Origin of the sequence: Paucisalibacillus globulus DSM 18846 (assembly GCF_000482485.1) — a bacterium.
GTDB lineage: Bacteria > Bacillota > Bacilli > Bacillales > Amphibacillaceae > Ornithinibacillus > Ornithinibacillus globulus.
This window is the reverse complement of record NZ_KI519437.1, coordinates 119,219-142,087: the sequence shown is the minus strand read 5'-3', so window position 1 is coordinate 142,087 and position 22,869 is coordinate 119,219. Positions and strand designations below refer to the sequence as shown.

Here is a 22,869-nt window from a genome sequence, read left to right as displayed (position 1 = left end):
TCAATTATAATAATTGGGGGCAATCACGATTATTTCTAATCTATCGAAACTCGCATAAATACACCCTAAAAAGTTTATTAATGAAAATGGGAAGTACAGCGAGTTAAAAGAGGTGATTTTGTGCAAATAAATAGCATATCTAAGGAAAAAAGGTTTTTTGAGTATTTATTAGAATTAACGAAATTAACCGGTAAAGTTATTAGAGATTACAGAGGGTATGAAAAATATTGGAACCCAAATGAATTAAAGGAAATCGAGGGTTGCTATGTTGATGAAGATTGTGATGATATTGATACATTTTTAGAAATACATAAGCCACAAATTAAAAGGGAAGAGGAAGTACCTCCATACCCTACTAAAGCCATAAAAGAATGGCTGGATTTTAACATAAATAATGAAAATACTTCTCCAAGCCATGCAGCTCAAAAAAGATATATAAATGAACATGGTGAAGAAAGCTTTGAAGCATTTGAAGATGATCTAGAGAGAACAAAGTTATATAAAGGTTTTATAAGTGAATGGACTAAGTGGGCGGAAAATCTAAAAGAAAAAAAGAAACTTTCAAGATTATATAATGAATTCTTTGATTTAGTCTCCCGCTTTGACCGAGAAGGAGAGTCACTAGAACTAGTGTTTGGAAGAGGTGTTTTAATCTGGAATCATCCTGATAGTAAGATCGGGTTAATTCGTTCCCCTCTTTTAACACAAAAGTTGGAGTTGAACTTGGATGCCGAGAAGGGTGTTATTACAGCAAGTAGAATAGATGAAATTAATAACGTAGAACGGGAAATGCTCTCAGGGGTGAGTTTGCCAAATAAAAAGAGAGCCGATGCGATACTAAATAGTTTAAAAACATTCGATATAAAAGATGATTTATCTGATTTGTTAACCCAATTAATTAATACAATCGATGCAGATGGTGAATATAAGGGGCCAAATGAACATTTTGAAATTCGCAAAACCCCTATTATTTATGATGAAAGTATTTTTATCTTTAGGGTTAAAAATACTCGTGTATTACGTGACGATCTTGAAAATATAATTGAACAAATTGACTCAGGTAGTATTGAAATTAACGATGCAGTGAAATCAATCCTTGGTGATGAAGTAGAGTTTAATCACACTGGTGAAACAGAATTAGATAGTGACCACATCAATAAGTTGACTAGAAATGAATTGTTTTTCCCACTAGAATCTAATGAACAGCAAAAAGAAATAGTCAAAAGAATTGAAAGAAATTACGGAGTTACTGTACAAGGGCCACCAGGAACAGGTAAAACACATACAATTGCAAACTTAGTATCTCATTTTTTGGCAGAAGGCAAAAGGGTATTAATTACTAGTCAAAAAGAAAATCCCTTACGTGTTTTGAAAAGTAAAATTCCAAAGGACATCCAAGACCTATGTGTTCCGGTATTAGGTGGTGGAAGAGATTCGTTACAGGAAATTGAAAAGTCTATTAATACAATTAGTGAAAAGTTAGGAGAATTAGACACAAATAAATTAAGTAAAAATGTCGATTTAAATCTTAGAGAACTTGATGAAAGTAAGAGAAAGGAATCCAAACTTCTTAATCAATTGAAGAATTATATGGAAAAGGAAGGATCTGTCCTCAAGTATAAAGATGAAGAACTGTTTAGATACGATGTTGCTAAACAGCTATCTGAATCAGGTGTAAATTATGAATGGATTTTGGACGAATTAGATATGGAAACTGAGTTCCCTATTAATGAAGTAGAGTTTAAGGAACTTTGGAATTTTAGGGACTCGTTGAATTCCGAGGATTTAAAACTTTATTCGACATTGCTTCCAAGAATTGATTCAGATATAAGAAATGAAAAGGCTTTTAGGGATCTTGTTCATGATGGAGAAAAATTGGCCAAAGGTAAGGATGAGGGATTTAAGCAATTAGAATCTTATCAATTACCAAGTGATATACCTTCTTTAGATGAAATTATCCACAATCTAAATGTCATATTAGACTTTAAGCACATTATACAAGAAGGTGGATATAAATCAGTCATAAATGATTTGAAGGCCGGAGGTATAAGGGAAGAGCGTTGGAGGAATTTAGTAGATGAGATACAGGATAGCTGTAAGCAATTGTTTCATTACTACAATAGATTGGTGACACATACTGTTAATTTACCTAATAAAGATATTGGAGAAATTAAAGAAGATATAAGAGTTGCTAAAGAACGATTCGAAAGTGGAAAAAAACCGAATCTGACCTTCTTCCTTTTTAAAGGTAAACAAGCAAAATATTTATTTGAGGAACCGATTTTAAATGGTAAACCAATTAGTAATCTTGAAGATCTTGGGCCGATAGATGATTATATTAAGTACCAAGAATTAAAGGCAGAAACAGCCAGAATTTTCAACGGAAATATGCAAGAAATTAAACACCCTAATATTAAACAGGACGAGGCGCGCTTTCCACACCTACTAGAAGAGCAATTAATAGAGTTACAAACTGTAATAAAGGTATTCGAGATAGTGAATGCCATAGAAGACAAGCTTACGGTGGATAATGTTGATTTATATTCGGTTGGGGATGTAAACACTCTATTAGGAAATATAAAGCAAGCTAAAATTTATTTAGAATATAAAAAGTGGCTTGAAATTTATCAAAAGGAATTAACTAACTTAAAGTCATTTGGTGAAAAAGAAAATAACCACTCAATTATATATGAAATGATTGAAGCATTTGAAAATCGCGATATTAATAAATGGGACAACTTGTTATATCAATTAGTAGAACTGTATGAGACAAAGAAAGCTGTTAATAAATTCTACGAACTGTTATTCAAGTTAGATAATAGTTTACCATTAACTAAAAAATCTATTGAAATGTCCGTTGGAGAAATTTGGGAGTATCCAAATAATTACTTAGAATCATTTGAACTAAAAAAATTAAGAACTTGGCTTGATCAGACTAAAGATATTAATGCAACTAAATTAAGAAGTTTAATTGAAAAAGAAAAGGGTTATCAAAGGAAATTGATTCAAAGCATTGTAAGAGATGCCTCATGGAAAAGCCAAATTGAGAGAATTACTGAAAAGGAAAAAAGAGCACTGTCTTCATGGAAGTCTTATATAAAAAGGTATGGAAAAGGGACAGGTAAGAATAGACGTTATTTGTACAGTGCAAGAGAAGCTATGAAAGATGCTCAAAGTGCTATTCCGGTTTGGATTATGCCAACAACACAAGTCCTTGAAAACTTCCCAATAACGAATGATAAGTTTGATGTTGTTATTTTTGATGAAAGTAGTCAGTGCGACATTTTTTCAGCAAATGTACTATTAAGAGGAAAAAAGATGATTGTTGTAGGTGATGATGAACAAATAAGCCCACAGGCAATTGGGGTTAAACAAGATGATGTGAATGAATTAGTTAACCGCTACTTACCTGACATTCCAAATTCTGATTTATTTGATGGTAATATTTCATTATATGAAATAGCCGAGCAAACATTCCCTAAAGCAGGAAAATTAATGTTAAGAGAACATTTTAGGTGTGTGCCTGAGATTATTCAATTTTCAAATGACCTTAGCTACGGTGGAGAAATGATACCATTAAGATTACCATTAGAAGAGGAGAAGATTGATCCACCAGTAATGGCTATAAAGGTGGAGGAAGGCTACAATGATGAGAAAGATAAAGATATTAATAGGCCAGAAGCTGAAGCAATAGCGGAGGACATATATAAGGTAGTGCATAATCCAAAGTATAAAGACCAAACAATTGGAGTCATAACGTTACAAGGAAATAAACAGCACAAACTCCTTGAAATTTTAATAAGGGATAAAATAGGAGATGCAGAATACGTCGCACGAAAAATTATATGTGGAAACCCATATGATTTACAAGGGGATGAACGTGATATCGTATTTCTTTCTATGGTTGTTGCCTCAAATAGGAGATTCAGGTCACTTACAATGCCTAGTGAAAAACAGCGCTATAACGTTGCAGCAAGCCGTGCCAGGAACCAAATGCGATTATACCATTCAATTGATACAAGTGAATTAAACAATAATGACTATAGATACTCATTATTAAGTTATTGTAAAAATCCTACTAGAGTAAATGAGGAACTTGAAGATTTAGAACAGTTATGTGATTCACCTTTTGAAATAGATGTATTAAAAATGATATTAGCCAAAGGTTATAAAGTAACCCCACAAGTTAAGGTTGGTGGATATCGTATTGATTTTGTCGTTGAGGGCATTCGGGATAGACTTGCAGTTGAATGTGATGGCGAGAGATGGCACGGGCCTGAAAAGTTTGAGGAAGATATGCAACGTCAAGAGTCATTAGAACGAGCCGGTTGGAAGTTTTGGCGTATTCGAGGTAGAGAGTTTTACTTTAACAGAAAGAAAGCAATGGAAAGTCTCTGGCTGAGATTAAATGAAATGGGAATTGAGCCAAATGTTTCTGAGATTGGCTCAAATGACTATATAGAAGACAAAAATATGAATATTGCCAATCAGAAGGTATCTAATGAAGGGACTAATAAGGTACAAAAATCTAATAAAGGTAATTTAAACTTTGAAATACAACAAAGTTTATTTGAAGATGACAAAGTTGATATTCAACAAATGAGTTTATTTGATAAAGAGGGTATAGATAATCATGTTGATAATTCTTGGTTAACTAACTACTTGGTCTCTAAAGGATTAGATTTTATTGATAAGCGAGATAAAGGTGGAAGTCTATGGGTAGTTGGTGGAAATGAGTTAAAACCCATATTTAAAGAACTTGCAACAAAGGATATTTATTTTCAATTCACTTCAAAAGGTAGTCGCTCGACAAAAAATCAGCCTGGTTGGTATATGAAGTAAGGTGAGTAACCTATGCAAAGAGTCCTGAATTAAAGTATCAGGACTCTTTGTTCATAGAGGAATTTAATTATTTATGTCGAATGTATTATTTAGGCTAAACTAAATTTTTTTGACAGTTTATAAAATCTATAAATCATCACAGGATGGTTGTAGAATAATAAAAGCTACTATCAGTAATAAGCAATACAAGTGAATTAAAAACATGAGTTAGTCTCATAAACAAATTCGACAAAAAAGCCAGAGATTTCTATCTAGAAAGGATAGTTAATATGAAAATCACCCCTACCACATTAACGATTAATCAACTATTTAGCAGTAATAGTGAACAGTTTATTATACCTGCTTATCAACGTAGGTATTCTTGGGGAGAAAGGCAGTGGTCAGATTTATTTAATGATATTAAGCTTCTGAATCAGAATGACACCCACTTACTAGGTAATATCTTATGTTTAACATCTGATCATACTGTAGGAATAAATAAATTAGAAATGGTGGATGGGCAGCAGAGAACAACTACATTAACCATTCTAATAAAAGCCCTAGCAGATAGATTTAAAGAGTTAGGAATTGAAGATTCACATAAAGAACAAGAAGCGATGCTTTCGTGTAAAGGATTTGATAGAGTTCCAAAACGAAAATTGATATTAGGAGATTTGGATGACCCAGATTACGTGAGGTTCATGACGAGAAACGATGTAGAATCCTCTAAGAATGAACGTTTTATAGCTGCTTACGATTATTATTCTGGGGAATTAGGAAAACTTAGCGAAACAGATTTGTATGAATTTGTTCATAAGCTAACCAATAATACTTTTGTTATTCGATTAGATGTAGCTGATGCTAAAGATGCATATAAATTATTTGAAACGATTAATAATCGTGGTCTCAAATTAAGTCCTACGGATATCATAAAGAATTTCTTATTGGGACACGCTTCTTTAATAGAAGAAAACACTCTAGAAGAAGTCAAAAGATATTGGACAGAAGTAATAATCAACTTAGATGGAATTAAAACAGACGATTTCTTTAGGCAGTATCTATCGTACTTATTAAAGAAAAAGATTACTGCGAGTAATATAGTTGTAGAGTTTAAGAATCTTTATTTCAACACTGTAAAAGAAGCGGAAAACTTAAATGAATTTATCGTATATGAGGATCTTACTGATGAAACAGACGATGATGTTTCAGATGAAGATCTTGTTACAGAAGTTCAAGAAGAAATTATGGTTAACTATACCCATAAAATTTCAATTACTGAATTTGCAAAAAGACTTCGTAACGCTTCTAATATTTATAAACAAATTAGAAATCAATCTTTTGAAAGTAAAGTATTTAATAGACACCTTAGAAATTTAACTATGATTAAATCGTTTCCGAGTAATATATTTCTACTAGATTTGTTTCAAAGGAACATTAAAGAAAAAGATAAAGTTCATATTCTAAAATTAATAGAAACCTTTATGTTGAGAAGACATGTCTGTGAGTATAGAACTGCTGAACTGGATACTATCTTTGCGAGTTTAGTAAATATAGAAGATAATCTTGCCATTTATCAGGTTGAAAAGAAACTATTAAAGCACTTACCTAGCGATAATGAATTTAAAGAAAAATTTTCAATGCATAACTTTAAAAATAATGAAGGAAGAGCGAAATATGTTTTAGAGAAGATAGAGTATGATTTAATTAATGATCATGGTGAATACATTTTAAACTCAGGTGTTGATTTACATTTAGAACATATTATTCCTCAAAAAATACTAACTAAGAAATCTAAACACGAGTTTGGAAATTGGGAGAGCTACTTAGGGGGAAATGCTATTGAACTACATAAAGAACATGTGAATAAAATCGGTAATTTAACTCTCTTAGCGCAATCACTAAATATAAGTGCATCCAATAATCCTTTTAAGGCAAAAGTTGAGGAATATAAGAAGTCAAACATACAAATTACAAAGGAAATTGCAGATTATGATGAGTTTAAGTTTGAACAGGTTTTAGAACGTTGCGAAGAATTAGGAGAAAAAGCTGTTCAAATTTGGCGGTTTCCAGGGGCTGATGTGAAATAATGACTAAAGTAATAAATTTAGAGTGTCAGAATTGCGACTCGAAATATTTTAAGTCAGATAATACTAAACATAGTATATTGTATAGATGTGTTGGCTGTGGTCTACAATTAAATTTTCCAGGGATTAGCGCTAATATAATACTTAATAATGATTATGAAGAGTCACTATTCGATAAAAATCACAAATCTATGGAAATTAATGAACTGAAAGAGTTTATATATAAGTGGGGCAAAATTCACCAAAGGGAAATAAATGACAAAGAAACAATGAAGAAACAAATGATTGAGAAAGAAAAAAAAGAGAAACAGCTAGCCCTAGAAAGACAAATAAAACTTAAAAGACATGATCTATATAAGGTTCTAAGTGAAAATTACAATGTCGCGAGAGATTATTGGAATAACAATATGAGGGAATGGATTTCTGAAGATGAATTCAAAGATCTTACAACCCATTTTGTTTTGGATTGGTTTCGTTACCAGAGTTTGGAGCAACCAGATTATGAACAAGCAAAAACGATAGCCAACGTTTGGGATAATGTCCAGGTAGTAGCAAGAGCAGGGAGTGGTAAAACAAGAACAATTATTAATCGATCCATATTTTTAATTAAGCACTGCCATGTTCATCCTTCTGAAATATTAATATTAGCTTTTAACAAAAAAGCAGCAATGGAAGTTACTAATAGGTTGAAAAAAGTATTAAAAGAGGATATTCCTCAAGCGATGACTTATCATGCACTAGCATATGGTATTGTTCATCCAGAAGAGAATATGGTTTATGATGAACTTGATAAATTAGAGAAAAGCTCATCTGTTCAAAATGTGATTAATTCAAATTTAGATGACCATAATTATTCTAACAGGATAAAAAATGTAATGATGAAATATTTTCGTGAAGATTGGGATCGTTTTATTAGCCTGGGATATAATCTTAGTAAAGATGAAATGCTAAAGTATCGTAGGTCATTACCATACATAGGATTAGACGGGAAGTATTACAAATCAATGGGAGAAAAAAGAATAGCTGATTTTCTCTTTGAACATGATGTACCTTTCTATTACGAATGGAATTTTCGGTGGGATGGTATCAACTATAAACCTGACTTCACCATTTTAAAAGAATCTGAAGGGTCTAAAGGCATTGTAATAGAATTTTTTGGTATGAGCGGAGATCCAGATTACGACAAAGAATCAATGCAAAAGATTCTATATTGGAGTCGAAGGGCAGATTATGATTTTATTAGTATGTGGCCTGATGATGTCCTTTCTACTATTGGAATTTCTAATAAGGTTGGAAAGATTTTAGAGACTTATTTTCCTAGTATGAGAAAATTATCAGATGATGAAATTTGGCATAGAATAAAAAACAGATCTGTCGATGAATTTAGCATTGTTTGTAAAACTTTTATTGAAAGGTCTAGAAAACTTAAGTTAGATCCTAATGATATAAAAAAGTTAGTAGTAGAGCGTAAAAACGAATTAACTGATTTAGAATTACATTTCTTAAGAGTTATTTGGAAAATATACTCAGATTACCTAGATCAATTGTCAGCTAATAAAGAGGAAGATTTTGATGGATTGTTATATCGAGCAATTGATTTTGTTAAGCAAGGTCATACTAATTGGACAAGAAAAAAAGGTTCAGGAAATTTAAATCAAATCAAATATTTATTTATAGATGAATTCCAAGATTTCTCTCTGTTATTCAATGAACTAATCTCCTCAATACGAATAATAAATAATGAAGTGAAATTATTTTGTGTTGGAGATGATTGGCAAGCTATTAATGGGTTTGCTGGATCTGACCTTAAATATTTTTATAACTTTAAAGAAGATGTTAATGGTGCTATAAAAATGAATATATCTACCAACTATCGCTCGGCAAAAAAGATAGTTCAGGCAGGCAACCAATTAATGATGAATGAAGGTAAACCCTCAGATTCAAGTAAAGAAGAAGAGGGTACCGTAAATGTAGTAAATATAGATTTATTCAATCCTTCTGATCATGAAAAACAAATATATAAAGGGGATAAGATCACTCCTGCGTTAATTAGACTCGTAAAGAGCCAATTAGATATGGGGCAAAGTGTTACTTTACTAAGTAGAAGGAAAAGTAGTATCCCTTTTTACAATATCCATAATGGTGGTAAAGGTGACTTTCGAGAGAAATTAATTAATACTATTAGGAATGAATTCCCAGTCGAACAAAGAGATTTAATCAAAACAGTCGACACTGTACATTCGTTTAAAGGAAGAGAAGATGAAGTAATAATCTTGATGGATGCAGTTTCAAGAAGCTTCCCTCTAATTCATCCTAGAAATGTTTTTTATAAAATACTTGGCCACACTATAGACAGAGTTTACGATGAGGAAAAAAGGCTATTTTATGTAGGTCTTACAAGAGCCAAAAATAAATTGATAATAATTACGGATTCATTAAATAGATCTCCTTTCCTAAATAGTTTAAGTGACAGCAAGATTCAGAGTTACTTAGATATAAATACATTAAGTTATCCACTTAAAGAAGGATCAAGCTACAGAATAATTGTTTCAAACAAAAAAGGTACATATGGAACAATTGCTATTAAGGATTTATTAAAAAGTCAGAGTTACACGTATCACTCTTTAACAAAATCTTGGTACAAAATTGTTGGAGCACAGAATTTCAGTGAGGCAAATTTATTTAAGGAAAATTGGGTAGGGCATGCTAACGATGTAGCGGTTGAAGTTATAGATGAATTTGATCAACAAATAGTGTCGCTTTTGATAATTAACGGCCAAATAAATAAAGATAAGAGTGTACTGAGTCACAATAGATAGATATTAAAGCTAAGTAAGAATGCAAAATCCAAAATAACGAGGTACATCATAGGTACCTCGTTATTTATTATTCATAATAGGCAGTTATTTTACCCTACAAACCGGTACGGTGAACCGTACCACAAATAGTGGTAAAGCAAAGAGTTGAAATTGATTTTAGTAACTCCTTTAGATTCTTCCATGAATGTAAGGAGTTTTCTTTTTTGCTAGGTCGGATAGGAATGTATGTTCTTTTATTGTTAAGTTTCTTACGTTTAAATGTTATAATATTCAATAGAAGAAAAACGTAATAAACTTTATGAGGAGTGAATGGAATGGACAACAATACAGACATTTTAATCTATCAAACAGAGGACGGAAATACAAAAATAGACGTTAGATTGGAAAATGAACAAGTTTGGATGACGCAAAAAGCAATTGCTGAACTTTTTCAAACCACACCTCAGAACATTACTCTTCACGTAAAGAACATCTACGAAGAAGGAGAATTGGAAGAAGAGTCAACTTGTAAGTATTACTTACAAGTTCAAAGTGAAGGTTCAAGGGAAGTAAAAAGAAAAGCCAAGCACTATAACCTTGAAATGATTCTCGCAATCGGCTACCGTGTTCGTTCCCATAGAGGTACACAATTCCGCAAATGGGCAACAGAACGTTTAAATGAATATCTTGTTAAGGGCTTTACAATAGATGACGATCGTTTGAAAGAAATGCGTAATTTTGGACAGGATTATTTCGATGAATTATTGGAACGAATTAGAGATATTCGCGCCTCAAAGAAAAGATTCTATCAAAAAATTACAGATATATACGCTACTTCAGTAGATTATGATTCTAATGCAGAAGTAACAAATAAATTCTTTGCAACGGTTCAAAATAAATTGCATTTTGCAATCCATGGGAAGACTGCTGCTGAACTCATCTCAGATAGAGCGGATGCAGAGAAAGAAAATATGGGGCTTAATTCATGGAAAGGTGATAAAGTACGTAAACGAGATGTAACGACTGCAAAGAATTACTTAAATGAAAAAGAAATAAGGGCTCTTAATCGTATTGTTACTAGGTATTTAGACTATGCAGAAGATCAAGCAGAAAGAAATAGACCGATGTATATGAAAGACTGGAAGAAAAGACTTGATGCTTTCTTGGAATTTGATGAACGCGAAATCCTTTATGATGCTGGAAAGGTAGAAAAGGATGTAGCGGATAAAATAGCCATTGAAGAGTATGAGAGATTTAACCAGCGTCGCATTGTTCAAAATACTTCTGATGACTTTGATAAATTTATTAAGAATAATAATCTTAAAAAGTGATGAAGTAATAAAACAGAAGTCATTATGTTGTCCTATATAATTAGGAAATTAGGTGTGAACATATATATTGCCAGTGAATTAAGCAGGACCCTATCATAAATACAGGTAAAACAAAAAATTGAAGTTGCGATTAATTTAATTTAAGTGTATCAGTTCAAATAGTTACATTTTAAAATAATCGACAGGAGGTCTTGACTGATTCAGGAAAAGTAACACATAAAAAAGGCGATTGAAAAGACAGAATTTGATAGAGGTGACAAGAATTAACCTTTATAATTGCTTTAGCTGAACCTATCTGCCCTGCTAAGGTGCATTAGGAAAGTCAAAAGAAGAATGAAAATAAAATACTTTAGTGGGAGATAGCGTATGTCATTAGCAAATGATTTTTATATGTATAAGGATGAAATTGAATTGATACTAGCTCAGAACCTTGTAGAGTGTGATTTATACTCCATAATTGCCTGTATCATCAGAGAAAGAAGACATGGTAATGAGATTTCTTTAAGAGATGTTTCTGTGCGCAGGAAAACAAATTTTTCTAAACAGTATAGAGGAGAAGCTGGATTTCCAGACTTCGTGATACGGACAAGAGATAAAAGCAATGATGCAGCTATTCTAGGGGCAATTGAGGTTAAATATGTGGATGAGGATTTAGATTTAGAAAAATATTTAGAACAATTAATGAGTCATCTTAAGTTCTATAAAAGAGTTATTTACACGAATGGACTCCAATGGCGGTATTATGTTAAAGACGAAGATGCTATAGAGACCACCGCTCTTTGGGAAATAGAACTAGGGAAAATTGTTAATGGAGAAGTTTACTGGGAAGAAAATGATAATTGGTCAGAATTACTGGTTAAATTAGATAGCATTACATGGAGTTAGAACGAGTAACTTTGAAAATCTCGATTTATAAATTTCTGTAATAGAAAGTGATTCATTCTATTAGATTTATAGAGTAAAAGAATGTAAATGTTTTTGGTAGAAATAAATATTACATGCTAAATTAAACGCTTCAACATAAAACATTAGCAAAAAAACGGTACGATGATGTAGCCAGGAACATAACATTCCTGTAATTTAATCTCATTCAATTGAAAATCTGGAATACTTAAAATTAATTGCAACGGTGACACTCCTTTCTCAGTGAAAGGATTCGATAAAAGTTATAGATAGTGATACATAGAAAGGTCATAAAGCAAGCAAGAGATTAGGGTCTAATAAGGGTAGAGCACATAACTTTATTAAGACCATTATGGTAAACATACGGCACTTGCGCGAAAAAGTCGAGGATGACCCGTCAACGTCAAAACTCATTGTTACGGTAAAAGGATTAGGGTATAAGTTGGTGAAAAATCATAAGTAAAAAGTCTGGCATAAAAAAGTGTGTTTATTTATATGTTATTTCTGTTTTTTTACTTGCTATCGCCGTTGTCTCTGCTGCAGCCTACATGACTTATATCACAACGATTATCCGTCCTGATGAGCAAGTTTCGGGTTAAGAAGGATGGAATATGAAGAAAAAATTAAATATTGTGGGCATCATCGAAAGTAATAACGAATAGAACGAGTGCTAACACCTGTTTTATTAGAAAGTTTACTGATTTTCATTATAAACCCCTTCTTTCCAACAATATAAAGTATGGCATGGTGTCAATGCAAAGAGGGAATGTATTAGTTCAGTTTTTTTAGTAAGCTCTATTCAACGAACGCAATTGTAAAACAAAAAAATCGCTTCCCTGTACGAAAAGGAATCGACTTTTTTTAGGTTGGAGATATACTAGCGTACAAAACATCTGAAATATTGGCGGTACCCCATATAGCTTATCTCCCTTTAAGTTGATAGTTATGACATAGCTTTTTTTACAATGTTGCGGTAGTAGCCTATGGTAAACAGAGCGAATACAAAATAGATAACCGTGTAAATCGCTATTACGATGAATGCAGGCAACATGGTGTCCGATCGGATCATAAATGAAGCTGCCTTGATAGCAAAGATCGAATGCAGTATAGCGATCGATAGAGGGAGAAGGAACACGATGATCTGCTTTCGTATAATGCCTTTCATGATCATATCCACGTCAAATCCGAGCTGACGCAACGTCTTAAAGCTTTGCTTTTCCTGCTCAGCTTCGGTCATTTGCTTGAAGTACAAGATGCTGCCGGTTGAAATCAAAAAGACAAGTCCAAGGAAAGCTGCGATGAAAATGAGCAAGCCTGTCAGTTCCAGCACTTTTTTGTACTGCGCATAGTAATCATACTTTAATGGTTCGTCATTATCGTATTTTTCGTATAGAGAGGAAGCTATGGCGAGCTCTTCCTTGTCCGGAACTTGATACGTATCAAAGTGAATTTTCTTATAATCGGGCGTACCGGCCATTTGTTCTGCGATTTTGTCCATCGTCGCTTCTGACACTAGCAGCTGACTGCCGGGAGCATTTAAATTCATGATGTTTCTTTCCCTCAATGTCCGCAATGTATACATGACGGTCTGTCCATGCTGCTCCAGCACTATTTCGGTTGGATATCGCTTCGAATGCTCATCTAAGTCCCCGGCAAGTGAGGCCCCGGCATTGTACAAAATGGCCACGCCATCTGGCGGTACGTTAAGGTCTGCGCCTGTTTGTTTAAGATGTTCGGCTGGAAGCCATAACAAACTTTCTTCAAACCTGTAGGATTCGTCATTCGGATCAAGTATGATGCCCGTCGTCAGAACCGCTTGAACGACGTGGTGATTAACATCGATGCCTTCCTTCTCCAGCTCCATCTTGAACGATAGCGCCTCCTGTTGATCGTTTTCAAACATAAAATCATAAGGGAGATCGCGGCGGGTCTCTTGCTCTACGGAGTAGTAGAAGGAGTAAGCCATGGAAATCAGTGTGATGGTCATGGCTGACAACAACGTAATCAAAGCAAGTGAGTTGGCATTTGCTTTCGTATGGTGCATCAGCGGAGCTATCGACAGGCTGTTTGTTAAGCCTAGGTGTCCGTCTTTACGTTTGCGGAACCGGTAAAAGCACCATCTCATCGTAACGTGAAACAATAAGTAAGTCCCTACAATGATGGATCCGAGCATCAATAATGCGTTGGGGAATAACTCTTTATCAATATGACCCGATAATTCATAGCCGTATCCAATCAGTGTCAGACCGAGCAAGGCGAAAATAGCAGATGCCACCGCTTTAGGCGGCGCGCTGAGATCAGGACGCTTATCAGCTTGAAACAGATTCAGAAGGGTGCTGCGATAAACCATCAGCATCATCTGAATGGAAGTGACGCCGATGATGAGAAGATAGACCATCAACGTCTTAAAAGCTGCTTGTACGGAGAAACTGATGCCGACAATCCCTTCTAAGCCGAGCAGATTTAACAAAATCAGGACGAACAGCCTGGAAACCAACGCGCCGCAAATGATTGCAACAAGTAGTGCACCTAAGCCAAGCAGTATATTCTCGATCAATAGAAATCGGACTACCCAGCCTTTAGAAAGACCAATCAGCTGATATAGTCCGATTTCTCGACTGCGCCGACGCAGGAAAATGCCGTTGGCTGAGACGGTAAAAATCCCAACGATCACAATCAGCATGACTCCCGCAATTTGAAAGAAGGCAACGCTTGTGTGTGTCATATTTTGAACAGCCTGATCGTGCTGTAGTGAGGCGAAGACAAAATACAGGCTCATACTAAAAATCAGCGCGAAGAAGTACAAATAATAATGTTTCACATTTTGCCGCATGCTGCGAAGTGCTAATTCAAAAACCGTCAACATGGTCGCCCCCCAGTACGGCTTGCACGTCCATAATTTCATTAAAGAAGGCATGTCTTGTTTTATCACCGCGGTACAGCTCGGAATAAATCTTCCCGTCTTTTAAAAACACAACACGGCTGCAATAGCTGGAGGCTACCGGGTCATGGGTCACCATGACAACGGTGACGCCTCGTTGCTGATTCACCTTCTCCATCACGTCGAGTAATGAGGAAGCGGATTTGGAATCCAGTGCACCGGTCGGTTCGTCCGCAAACACGATTGAAGGCTGGTGAATCAGAGCGCGCCCAGCAGCTGTCCGTTGTTTCTGGCCTCCTGATATTTCATGCGGATATTTATGCGACAGTGCTTTAATGTCAAGCACATTGGCGATATCTGTGAACTGGCTTTCCGCTTTTCGCTTGCTCATTTTACTAAGGGAGATGGGCAGTAGTATATTTTCCTTCACTGTCAATGTGTCCAGTAGATTGTAATCCTGGAAGATGAATCCCAGTTTGTTGCGTCGAAAGGTGGAAAGCGCGGTATTACTCAGCTTGGAGATATCTGCATCATCGATTAAAACCGTTCCATCCGTCGTATGATCAATCGTGGCTAAGACATTAAGCAATGTCGTCTTGCCTGAGCCGGAAGGGCCCATAATGCCGACAAATTCACTGCGGGTGACACGTAAATCTATTCCTTTTAAAACATGCTGTGCATTTCCTTTAGTACCATATGTTTTGTGTATATTTCGTGCTTGTAAAACGGTTTCTCCTACATTCAGCTGATCCATAACGTACCTCCAAATTATAATTATTGCTTGATGATAGCTTTATTATACGGTTGGATATTTTGCTTGTCGTACGTTTTACATGACAATCTGACAAGACAACGTGACAATATTGTCACGTTCATTATTCCACACCAAAAAAACAGCCAGGAGCAATCCTGACTGCTTCATAGCTGGATGTTACTCTCCCGCCCCTCTTCGGACAGCTTCGAATGCATTGGGATCGGCAAAGGTCATTCGCATCACCGTACCTTTCGTCTGACCAGGCTGCGATTTGAGGGAAATTCCTAATTTATCTGCAACGGTTTTTGCAAGATAGAGACCAAGTCCGGTCGCTGCATTTTGAATCCTACCATTTTCGCCCGTAAAGCCTTTGTCAAAGATACGCGGCAATTCGTGCGGCTGTATTCCGGGTCCTTCATCGATGACATCCAAAAATACTTGGCCTGTCTCCGTAACATCCGTCACGATCATAAGTGCCGTATTCACAGGGCTATATTTCACGGCATTCGTCAACAGTTGTCGAAGGATGAAGCGGCACCATTTTCGGTCTGTAATGGCCGATACATCCTTTCCTTCGATACTGACCGCTAGGTTTTTTTCCATACACCATGGTGCCAGATCACGTACTTCTTCCGCAGCGAGGCGCTGTAAGAATGACAATTCAAGAACATAGTCTGATTCAATCGCGGGCAGACGTGTCATATGCAGTTGGCGGTCGACCAACAAATACACGCGCAACCATTCCACTTCAATTTTACGTATTTCCGGATTACTTGGCTGGGCATCCAGGATTAGCTTCATAGCGGTAAGAGGAGTCTTCACCTCATGGATCCATGAGGCAGTGAATTCATTCTCAATCAGTTGCGTTTCTTTATAGTCAGATAGCTTTCGTTTGAACTGAAGGGAGGCGTCCCGTAAGATGTCGTTGGTCATCTGATCTAGGCCGTCCCCAGGCTCGGGAAGTGTCTCAATCCAGTCAAAGGCCATGTCTTCCTGCAGAGCAGCCAATGCGGCGGCATATTTTGTCTCTCTTTTGTAGCGCCATATAAAAAACAAGAGAAAGGATAGAATAAATGAGGCGTTAAAATAAAGGAGAGAAGTAGATGTGACCTGGATGCCTTGATCAAGTAGGATCAGAGCATTGGCTAGGACGAGCAAACCGGCAAACAGTAAAATCCAGCTTTTCCTTGCATCAACGTAACGAATAAACATGGTATGGTTCCCCCTATCAGTACATGTTCATAATTTCTATAAAGTGATGGCCATATAACCCAGTCCCTTTTTTGTCACAATAGCGTCTGACAAATCGATTGTCTCCAGCTTTTGTCGCAAACGAGTTATATTCGCCGTGAGGGTATTGTCGTTCACGAATTGCTCGTCCTCCCACAGCTTTCGTATCAAGTCATGGCGCGAGATAATAACATTGTTCGATTTCACGAGCGTGATCAGTATAAAAAATTCGTTTTTTGTTAAATCCACTTCTTTCCCAGCGTTTCGAATGACACCTCGATTCAAATCTATCAAGGCGTCATTCCATTCAAGAATATTCGATTGCTCTTCGCCATAAGCATATGTCCTCCGGAGAACGGCTTGAATTTTGGCATAAAGCACGTCTGTATGAAATGGCTTCTGAATGAAGTCGTCCGCCCCCATGTTTAGCGCCATGACCATATCCATTGGGTGATCGCGGGCGGAAAGGAAAACAATGGGTACTTTGGATACAGCGCGAATCTCGCGACACCAATGAAAACCGTCAAATTTCGGGAGTGTGACATCCATGATGACGAGCTGGGGCTGTTGTTCAAGAAATGAACGCATCACACTTTCAAAATCATCTGGCCTTGTGACCCGGAACGACCAAGACTCTAGACCTTTCTTCAACGCAGCAAACAAAGCATCATCATCTTCAACAACAAATATGTTTATCTTCATCGGGATAGCCTCCTAGTGTCGCAAATTAACCTGTTGTAAATAAAGTAAATTGATGTAACAAAGAATTTCTCCTCATTACTATATCACAGATTAATGTTTTCCCTTTGGTGGGCTACGGAAACAATTCCAGGATTGAAGGGCTAGGATGGGAATTATTTAAATTTTAATGTGGTTAGCCTTCTTTACTTCCCTTCTGCTAACTTTCTGTACAAAGCTGATCTTGACACACTACCAATTATACCCATAATTTCCTTACTTATTTTGAAGAAAGTCTCATGGGACATGTGGAGATCTCATTTTGCCACTCATTTACGCTTGTCTCAATAGAGCAGACTTTATTGATATAATTGAGTAAATAGGTTTGGAAGAAGAGCTAGAACAAAGTATATCTGTGTCACTTAAAATGGGGATAGGGAGTTGACCAAAAATACCCTTCAATCTATTTCTAAATATTCTAGTATTCCTTCATTAATGGCTTTAGCAACAGCCTGTTGAAATTCATTCGTTAACATTGTTTGCTCATCCTCGGGGTTAGTTATATAACCTATTTCAAGTAGAATTGCAGGCATGTTAGTATCTTTTAAAACAAAATAGTTTTCTTTTTTTGCGCCTCGATTTCTAAAGCCCGTAGCCTCTACAACGTGTTTGTGTATAATATTTGCCAGAGATAAAGAGTTCTGATGATAATAATAGGATTCTGTACCGGAAACAGATGGATCTGTAAACGTATTTGCATGTATAGAAATAAATAAATCCGCCCCTAGGTCATTCGCAAAGTTTGGGCGTACTCGTGCTTCAGCGGAAAGAAAAATATCTTTATCTCTTGTCATATAAACTTCTATTTGCGGCACCTTCTCCAATAAATGGTAGACCTCCATCGCAAGGCTTAACGTGAAATCTTTTTCATATGAACCATTAGCACCAATAGATCCGGGGTCTTTACCTCCATGTCCAGGGTCAATTACTATTTTATATGGTCCTTCGGCTGATTCACCATTTGAAATATCATCTGCTTGATTGCTAATAAGCTGCTCCTTATTTGATTGGGATTTACTTTCTGAATGTGAGGCAAATGGCTTTTGATGAACGATGAAACCGACTGCAATTAAAAACAATAGTAAACTAAAAGTGAAAAATCGAATCCGTTTGTTCATGTTACTTTCGCTCCTTTAATTCTTATTTTTTCTATTTCTGTGCAGTATTCAGTGGCAACGTTGATAACAGTTGAAATTATATGGTTGTAAATTTTCTTCAATTATTTTTGTTTGAAATCCATGCTTGGACAGATAGGTTAGTAGAATAGATAAATGGCTAGCTGTATTTGGTATGTCATGCATGAGAATAATTGGTGCCACACCAGCATTAACTAGCTCCTCTATTTGACTAATAACCGTATCTACATATTCATCATTGGATAAAGACCAATCACTACTGTCAACATTCCAATCCCATAGTTTAAATCCATTGCTATCTAAAACCTGTCGATATGATTCCGATAAATACGGAACACTACCATAAGGTGTTCGAATCAGATTGGACCTGATTCCTGTGATATCGAGAAGTGTTTTCTGGGCGGTAGTCATTTCTTCGAGAGCAGATTGTGCAGATTGATAAAACTGATTTTTATCGTGGGTCACACCATGTAAACCCACAGCGTGCCCCTCCTCTACAATTTTGTCGACTACTTTCGGTAACTCCCTCATAGAAGGTTCCAGCATGAAAAATGTTGCTTTAGCATTAAATTGGTGTAAAGTATCTAAAATATCTGTTGTTGCTGAAGTGGGACCGTCGTCAAAGGTTAGGTAGACAGTCTTTTCTATATTGGGGGAAACCAATTCATTATTTTCCTGTGACATCTCAAATTCTGTTTTTTGAGACTCTTGTAAATCCCTATATTTTGGATTTGCCTTAGAGGCTTTGTTATCTGCTTCCGATTCTGGATTCTGCCCTTTTACAACTCCATCTTTCCCCTTTAATCCCACATGATTATGGTCAATCTCACTGTGACAGGCACTACAGATAACCAAACAGACAAGGAAAATAAAAAGTTTCAGCTTATTCATGTAAAAACCTCAAATCTATTTCAATTTCGTACTTGTTGATAGATTAATATGGTGAGATAAAGAAGAGATGAAGATGGAATGGATTTAATTTAAAGACTGGATAAAATGATAAAAAGCCAACCATTTTCATGACATATATAGTCAAAAAATTGGCTAGCCTATCGTGAAGAACAACTAAAGTTTACAAATGATTTTGCGAAAGGTGTTTGTGGGGGACAATGAACATGCCACACAAAAAAGGCCATCCGTTCAATACCTTCCGTAAAGGTCCTTTGAACGAACAGCTCAAATAATTAAAGATTAAATTCTCTCTTCATTTTGCAGAACAACAAGTTTTCTTAATAAAATATCTAACCTTCTTTGTCCAAATAGAAGTAAAACAGCACGCCACCTTCTGTATTTGTTACACCATACTGCGAACCGTGCAGCTCTAAAATATTCTTTGAAATAGCAAGCCCTAGTCCTGTTCCGCCGTTCGAACGCCTGCGGGACGTATCGCCACGATAAAAACGATCCCATATTTTCTCTAACTGTTCTTGAGGGATATGAGTACCTTGATTTTCCACAGATATTTTTACACGCCCCTGCTCTTCTATTGTGGAAATCCTAATCGCTTTATTTTCCGGTGTGTAACGAATTGCGTTGGTAATAAAGTTTGTAAGTACTTGTTCAATTCGAGGTTGATTGGCAACTACCTTAATCCCGGAGAGTTGTTTATGAACAAGTAATTGCTTATTGGTTATGTCTAATGTTAATTGCTCACAAATATACTCAATGACCTGATCAATATAAAACTCATCCATTTGCATCTTATACGTACCGGATTCAAACTTTGCGAGCTCGAGCATATCAACAATAAGCATATCCATTTTGTCTACTTCTTTTGCCATTGCTTTAAAATAATATTCTTTTTTATTTCTAGCTACCCCATCCTCTAAAATAGAGATACAGCTCTTCATAATACTTAGAGGCGTCTTTAATTCATGTGAAACACCGGAAATAAATTCTTTACGAGTATTTTCCAGTTTTTTCTCCTTCTCTATATCCTGCTCAAGTTGATTAATATACGAATGCAAAGTATGGGACAGTGTATTAATATTGTGTGATAGCGTACCAATTTCATCCTTTGATGTAATCGGTATGGTCTCTGAAAAGTCCAGGTTCGCAATTTTGTTTGTTGTATCGTTAACTTGCAGCAATGGTTTAGCGATCTTTTTTGAATAATAAAATGAAGCTAAAACAACAAGCAAGAGCACAAATAAGATTAAGTATACATAATAATCTTCTAGCATTTGTACAGCCTCATCAACTGGTTGTAAGGATGTCATAGCATAAATATAAGTAGTTTCACCAAACTCATCTTTTACAGGACTAATAAATAGTTTGTATTTGATGTTATTTTGCACATAGTCAATTGTTTCAGCAGTGCTAGTATGATTTTCATTAAATAGCAGGTTTACCTGAAATTGATTTATCATTTCTATAACTAGACGATTGTTATAAATGTTTGAATTGGTAACACCAACTGGTAAATGTAACTTCTTAATTTGCCCCATTAAAAAGTCTTGTGAGCTCTCTTTGGGATATGGTTCCGGTTCTAGTTCTAGTTCCAGTACTGGTTCTAGTTCTACAGCAGTTTGCTCGTCATCTAACATTTCAGATGGCTGTTCACTCTCTATTTCAGCTTGCTTACCATATATTTTTTCTGATAACAGCGTATTCTCTAATACCTCATTCCTGTTTTCTCCGGTTATAATAGCTGGAATGAATGTATCATCCTTTACGATTCCATCAATATAAATAAGCTTTCCCTCTTCTAAATTAAACCTTAACCTCTCAATATCCTCTAGACCGGTAAAGCTATATAGGGGAATGGTGATGTCACGCTCAGAGAAATCCGCATTTAGAGAACGATCTATATGAATAGTTACAGAAAAGTCATCCGCGTATTGAATCGTTCCGGTGCTATCTAGAGTTGTAATCCATGTCTGATTTTCCTGGTAGAAGTCCTGTTGTAGCTTTTTGATTGCTGATGCGTCTCCTTTAGCCTCTAAGTAAGCGTTTTTAAAGGATTGAATACTCATATTTATTTCATCAACTTTTTGATTTTCATAATATTGCTTAAAAAATATGGTTTGTCCGAGATACATCATTACCAAAATGAGCATACATAATAATGTCGTTAGCATAAATAACTTTGCTACAATCCCTATTTTCATACGCTTCCCTCAAATTTATAGCCAGATCGGATAACCGTTACAATATGATTTGCCTTATTACCTAACTTATGACGCAAATTACGAATATGACTATTAATTGTACGATCATCACCAGCAAACTCATAGCCCCAAATTTTTGTGATTAGTTGTTCCCTTGTGATAATAATCCCCTGGTTTTTCATTAAATAGGTTAATATTTCAAACTCTGTGTGTGTCAAATTTATATTTTCTCCATCTGCTATCACTGTACGTGAAGGAAGATGGACATGAATGCCATTGCTAATTAAAGTATCTTCATTAGGTAGCTTATCGGCGTGAGTAGATCGACTTTCTATTAATCGTTTTACTCTTGCCAATAAAATAGGCGGACTGTACGGTTTTGTAACATAATCATCAGCACCTAATTCAAAGCCAAGTAATGTATCATCTTCGTCTACACGGGCTGTCAGCATAATAATAGGCACATTGGATGACTTGCGAATTCGTCTGCAAACCGACCACCCATCTAGCTTCGGTAGCATAATGTCTAAAATAATTAAATGTACTTCCTGTTCTTTAAATAGACCTAAAGCTTCACTACCGTCCACTGCTTCTAATACTTCATATCCCGCGTTTAATAAATAATCCTTCACTATTTCACGTAAAATGTCTTCATCTTCTACAATTAATATTGTTTTTTGCACCTTTCTCCCTCACAATGTTTAAAATGTTAGTAATGAAAGAGTATCATACCAATGTAAAGATGAGATGAATTTGTTAACTCAATCTTATTTGTGATAAATCCTCTTTAGGTATCGTTTACATACCCTGATTACTCTTATTTTACCCACATAAACTATATTAGAGTAGGATTAATTTGAATTCTATGGATAGTCCATAAGTTAAAAGTCAAAAGTTAATGATAGAAAATAGGATTCGGGTTGAGTGAATATAAGGTTATTTTATAGGTGCAAGGATCATAAATTAGGCATCCTTTCATAAGAAACCTAATTTATTTTAAGGAGACCGTTCGCGTGATTACAGACGGTCTCCTTGTTTTCTTGCTAATCATACGCTTCTCTTCTAGTGAAATGCCTAGGTGAA

The 22,869-nt window shown here is 35.6% G+C and carries 13 protein-coding genes and 1 pseudogene; 6 read left to right on the top strand and 8 right to left on the bottom strand.

Annotation, left to right across the window (positions count from 1 at the left end; translation table 11 throughout):
• Window positions 1-120 precede the first annotated feature (120 nt).
• The 6 genes and pseudogenes from K332_RS0116090 to K332_RS23720 form a co-directional block, all read left to right on the top strand.
• The gene (locus K332_RS0116090) at window positions 121-4,842 is read left to right on the top strand and encodes an AAA domain-containing protein (RefSeq protein WP_026908393.1); all 4,722 of its coding nucleotides are present in this window, start codon (window positions 121-123) and stop codon (window positions 4,840-4,842) included.
• Window positions 4,843-5,111: 269 nt separating this feature from the next.
• Window positions 5,112-6,908 carry a DUF262 domain-containing protein gene (locus K332_RS0116085; RefSeq protein WP_026908392.1) on the top strand — a complete coding sequence of 599 codons (1,797 nt, stop codon included), beginning with the start codon at window positions 5,112-5,114 and terminating at the stop codon, window positions 6,906-6,908.
• Window positions 6,908-9,724 carry a UvrD-helicase domain-containing protein gene (locus K332_RS0116080; protein ID WP_026908391.1) on the top strand — a complete coding sequence of 939 codons (2,817 nt, stop codon included), beginning with the start codon at window positions 6,908-6,910 and terminating at the stop codon, window positions 9,722-9,724. Before K332_RS0116085 ends, K332_RS0116080 begins: the two co-directional genes overlap by 1 nt.
• Window positions 9,725-10,038: 314 nt before the next feature.
• A complete protein-coding gene (locus tag K332_RS0116075) occupies window positions 10,039-11,034 on the top strand; it encodes a virulence RhuM family protein (RefSeq protein WP_036689149.1) in 996 nt (331 codons plus the stop codon).
• Window positions 11,035-11,400: 366 nt separating this feature from the next.
• On the top strand, window positions 11,401-11,919 hold the full coding sequence (locus K332_RS0116070) for a hypothetical protein (protein WP_026908389.1): 519 nt from the start codon (window positions 11,401-11,403) through the stop codon (window positions 11,917-11,919).
• Between the two features lie 364 nt (window positions 11,920-12,283).
• A pseudogene (locus K332_RS23720) lies at window positions 12,284-12,400 on the top strand (winged helix-turn-helix domain-containing protein); the annotation flags it as partial.
• Window positions 12,401-12,880: 480 nt separating this feature from the next.
• On the opposite strand, the gene K332_RS0116065 reads toward K332_RS23720, so the two are convergent.
• The 8 genes from K332_RS0116065 to K332_RS0116030 form a co-directional block, all read right to left on the bottom strand.
• A complete protein-coding gene (locus K332_RS0116065) occupies window positions 12,881-14,803 on the bottom strand; it encodes an ABC transporter permease (RefSeq protein WP_245604729.1) in 1,923 nt (640 codons plus the stop codon).
• A complete protein-coding gene (locus tag K332_RS0116060) occupies window positions 14,787-15,572 on the bottom strand; it encodes an ABC transporter ATP-binding protein (RefSeq protein WP_026908387.1) in 786 nt (261 codons plus the stop codon). Before K332_RS0116060 ends, K332_RS0116065 begins: the two co-directional genes overlap by 17 nt.
• Before the next feature lie 177 nt (window positions 15,573-15,749).
• Window positions 15,750-16,784, bottom strand: coding sequence for a sensor histidine kinase (locus tag K332_RS0116055; RefSeq protein WP_026908386.1), 1,035 nt, complete (start codon window positions 16,782-16,784; stop codon window positions 15,750-15,752).
• A gap of 36 nt (window positions 16,785-16,820) precedes the next feature.
• Window positions 16,821-17,504: a response regulator transcription factor gene (locus K332_RS0116050; protein ID WP_026908385.1), complete on the bottom strand. Its 684-nt coding sequence runs from the start codon at window positions 17,502-17,504 to the stop codon at window positions 16,821-16,823.
• Between the two features lie 434 nt (window positions 17,505-17,938).
• Window positions 17,939-18,658 carry an N-acetylmuramoyl-L-alanine amidase family protein gene (locus tag K332_RS0116045; RefSeq protein WP_026908384.1) on the bottom strand — a complete coding sequence of 240 codons (720 nt, stop codon included), beginning with the start codon at window positions 18,656-18,658 and terminating at the stop codon, window positions 17,939-17,941.
• A gap of 48 nt (window positions 18,659-18,706) precedes the next feature.
• The gene (locus K332_RS0116040) at window positions 18,707-19,567 is read right to left on the bottom strand and encodes a polysaccharide deacetylase family protein (protein ID WP_026908383.1); all 861 of its coding nucleotides are present in this window, start codon (window positions 19,565-19,567) and stop codon (window positions 18,707-18,709) included.
• 350 nt (window positions 19,568-19,917) lie between these two features.
• Window positions 19,918-21,786, bottom strand: coding sequence for a HAMP domain-containing sensor histidine kinase (locus K332_RS0116035; RefSeq protein WP_026908382.1), 1,869 nt, complete (start codon window positions 21,784-21,786; stop codon window positions 19,918-19,920).
• On the bottom strand, window positions 21,783-22,469 hold the full coding sequence (locus K332_RS0116030) for a response regulator transcription factor (RefSeq protein WP_026908381.1): 687 nt from the start codon (window positions 22,467-22,469) through the stop codon (window positions 21,783-21,785). The genes K332_RS0116035 and K332_RS0116030 overlap by 4 nt, the downstream gene beginning before the upstream one ends.
• Window positions 22,470-22,869: the final 400 nt, after the last annotated feature.

Excerpts from the sequence above, each read along its gene's own strand:
- K332_RS0116085 (WP_026908392.1), top strand. The coding sequence starts at position 5,112 with ATGAAAATCACCCCTACCACATTAACGATTAATCAACTATTTAGCAGT.
- K332_RS0116080 (WP_026908391.1), top strand. The coding sequence starts at position 6,908 with ATGACTAAAGTAATAAATTTAGAGTGTCAGAATTGCGACTCGAAATAT.
- K332_RS0116075 (WP_036689149.1), top strand. The coding sequence starts at position 10,039 with ATGGACAACAATACAGACATTTTAATCTATCAAACAGAGGACGGAAAT.
- K332_RS0116070 (WP_026908389.1), top strand. The coding sequence starts at position 11,401 with ATGTCATTAGCAAATGATTTTTATATGTATAAGGATGAAATTGAATTG.
- K332_RS0116065 (WP_245604729.1), bottom strand. The coding sequence starts at position 14,803 with ATGTTGACGGTTTTTGAATTAGCACTTCGCAGCATGCGGCAAAATGTG.
- K332_RS0116060 (WP_026908387.1), bottom strand. The coding sequence starts at position 15,572 with ATGGATCAGCTGAATGTAGGAGAAACCGTTTTACAAGCACGAAATATA.
- K332_RS0116055 (WP_026908386.1), bottom strand. The coding sequence starts at position 16,784 with ATGTTTATTCGTTACGTTGATGCAAGGAAAAGCTGGATTTTACTGTTT.
- K332_RS0116050 (WP_026908385.1), bottom strand. The coding sequence starts at position 17,504 with ATGAAGATAAACATATTTGTTGTTGAAGATGATGATGCTTTGTTTGCT.
- K332_RS0116045 (WP_026908384.1), bottom strand. The coding sequence starts at position 18,658 with ATGAACAAACGGATTCGATTTTTCACTTTTAGTTTACTATTGTTTTTA.
- K332_RS0116040 (WP_026908383.1), bottom strand. The coding sequence starts at position 19,567 with ATGAATAAGCTGAAACTTTTTATTTTCCTTGTCTGTTTGGTTATCTGT.
- K332_RS0116035 (WP_026908382.1), bottom strand. The coding sequence starts at position 21,786 with ATGAAAATAGGGATTGTAGCAAAGTTATTTATGCTAACGACATTATTA.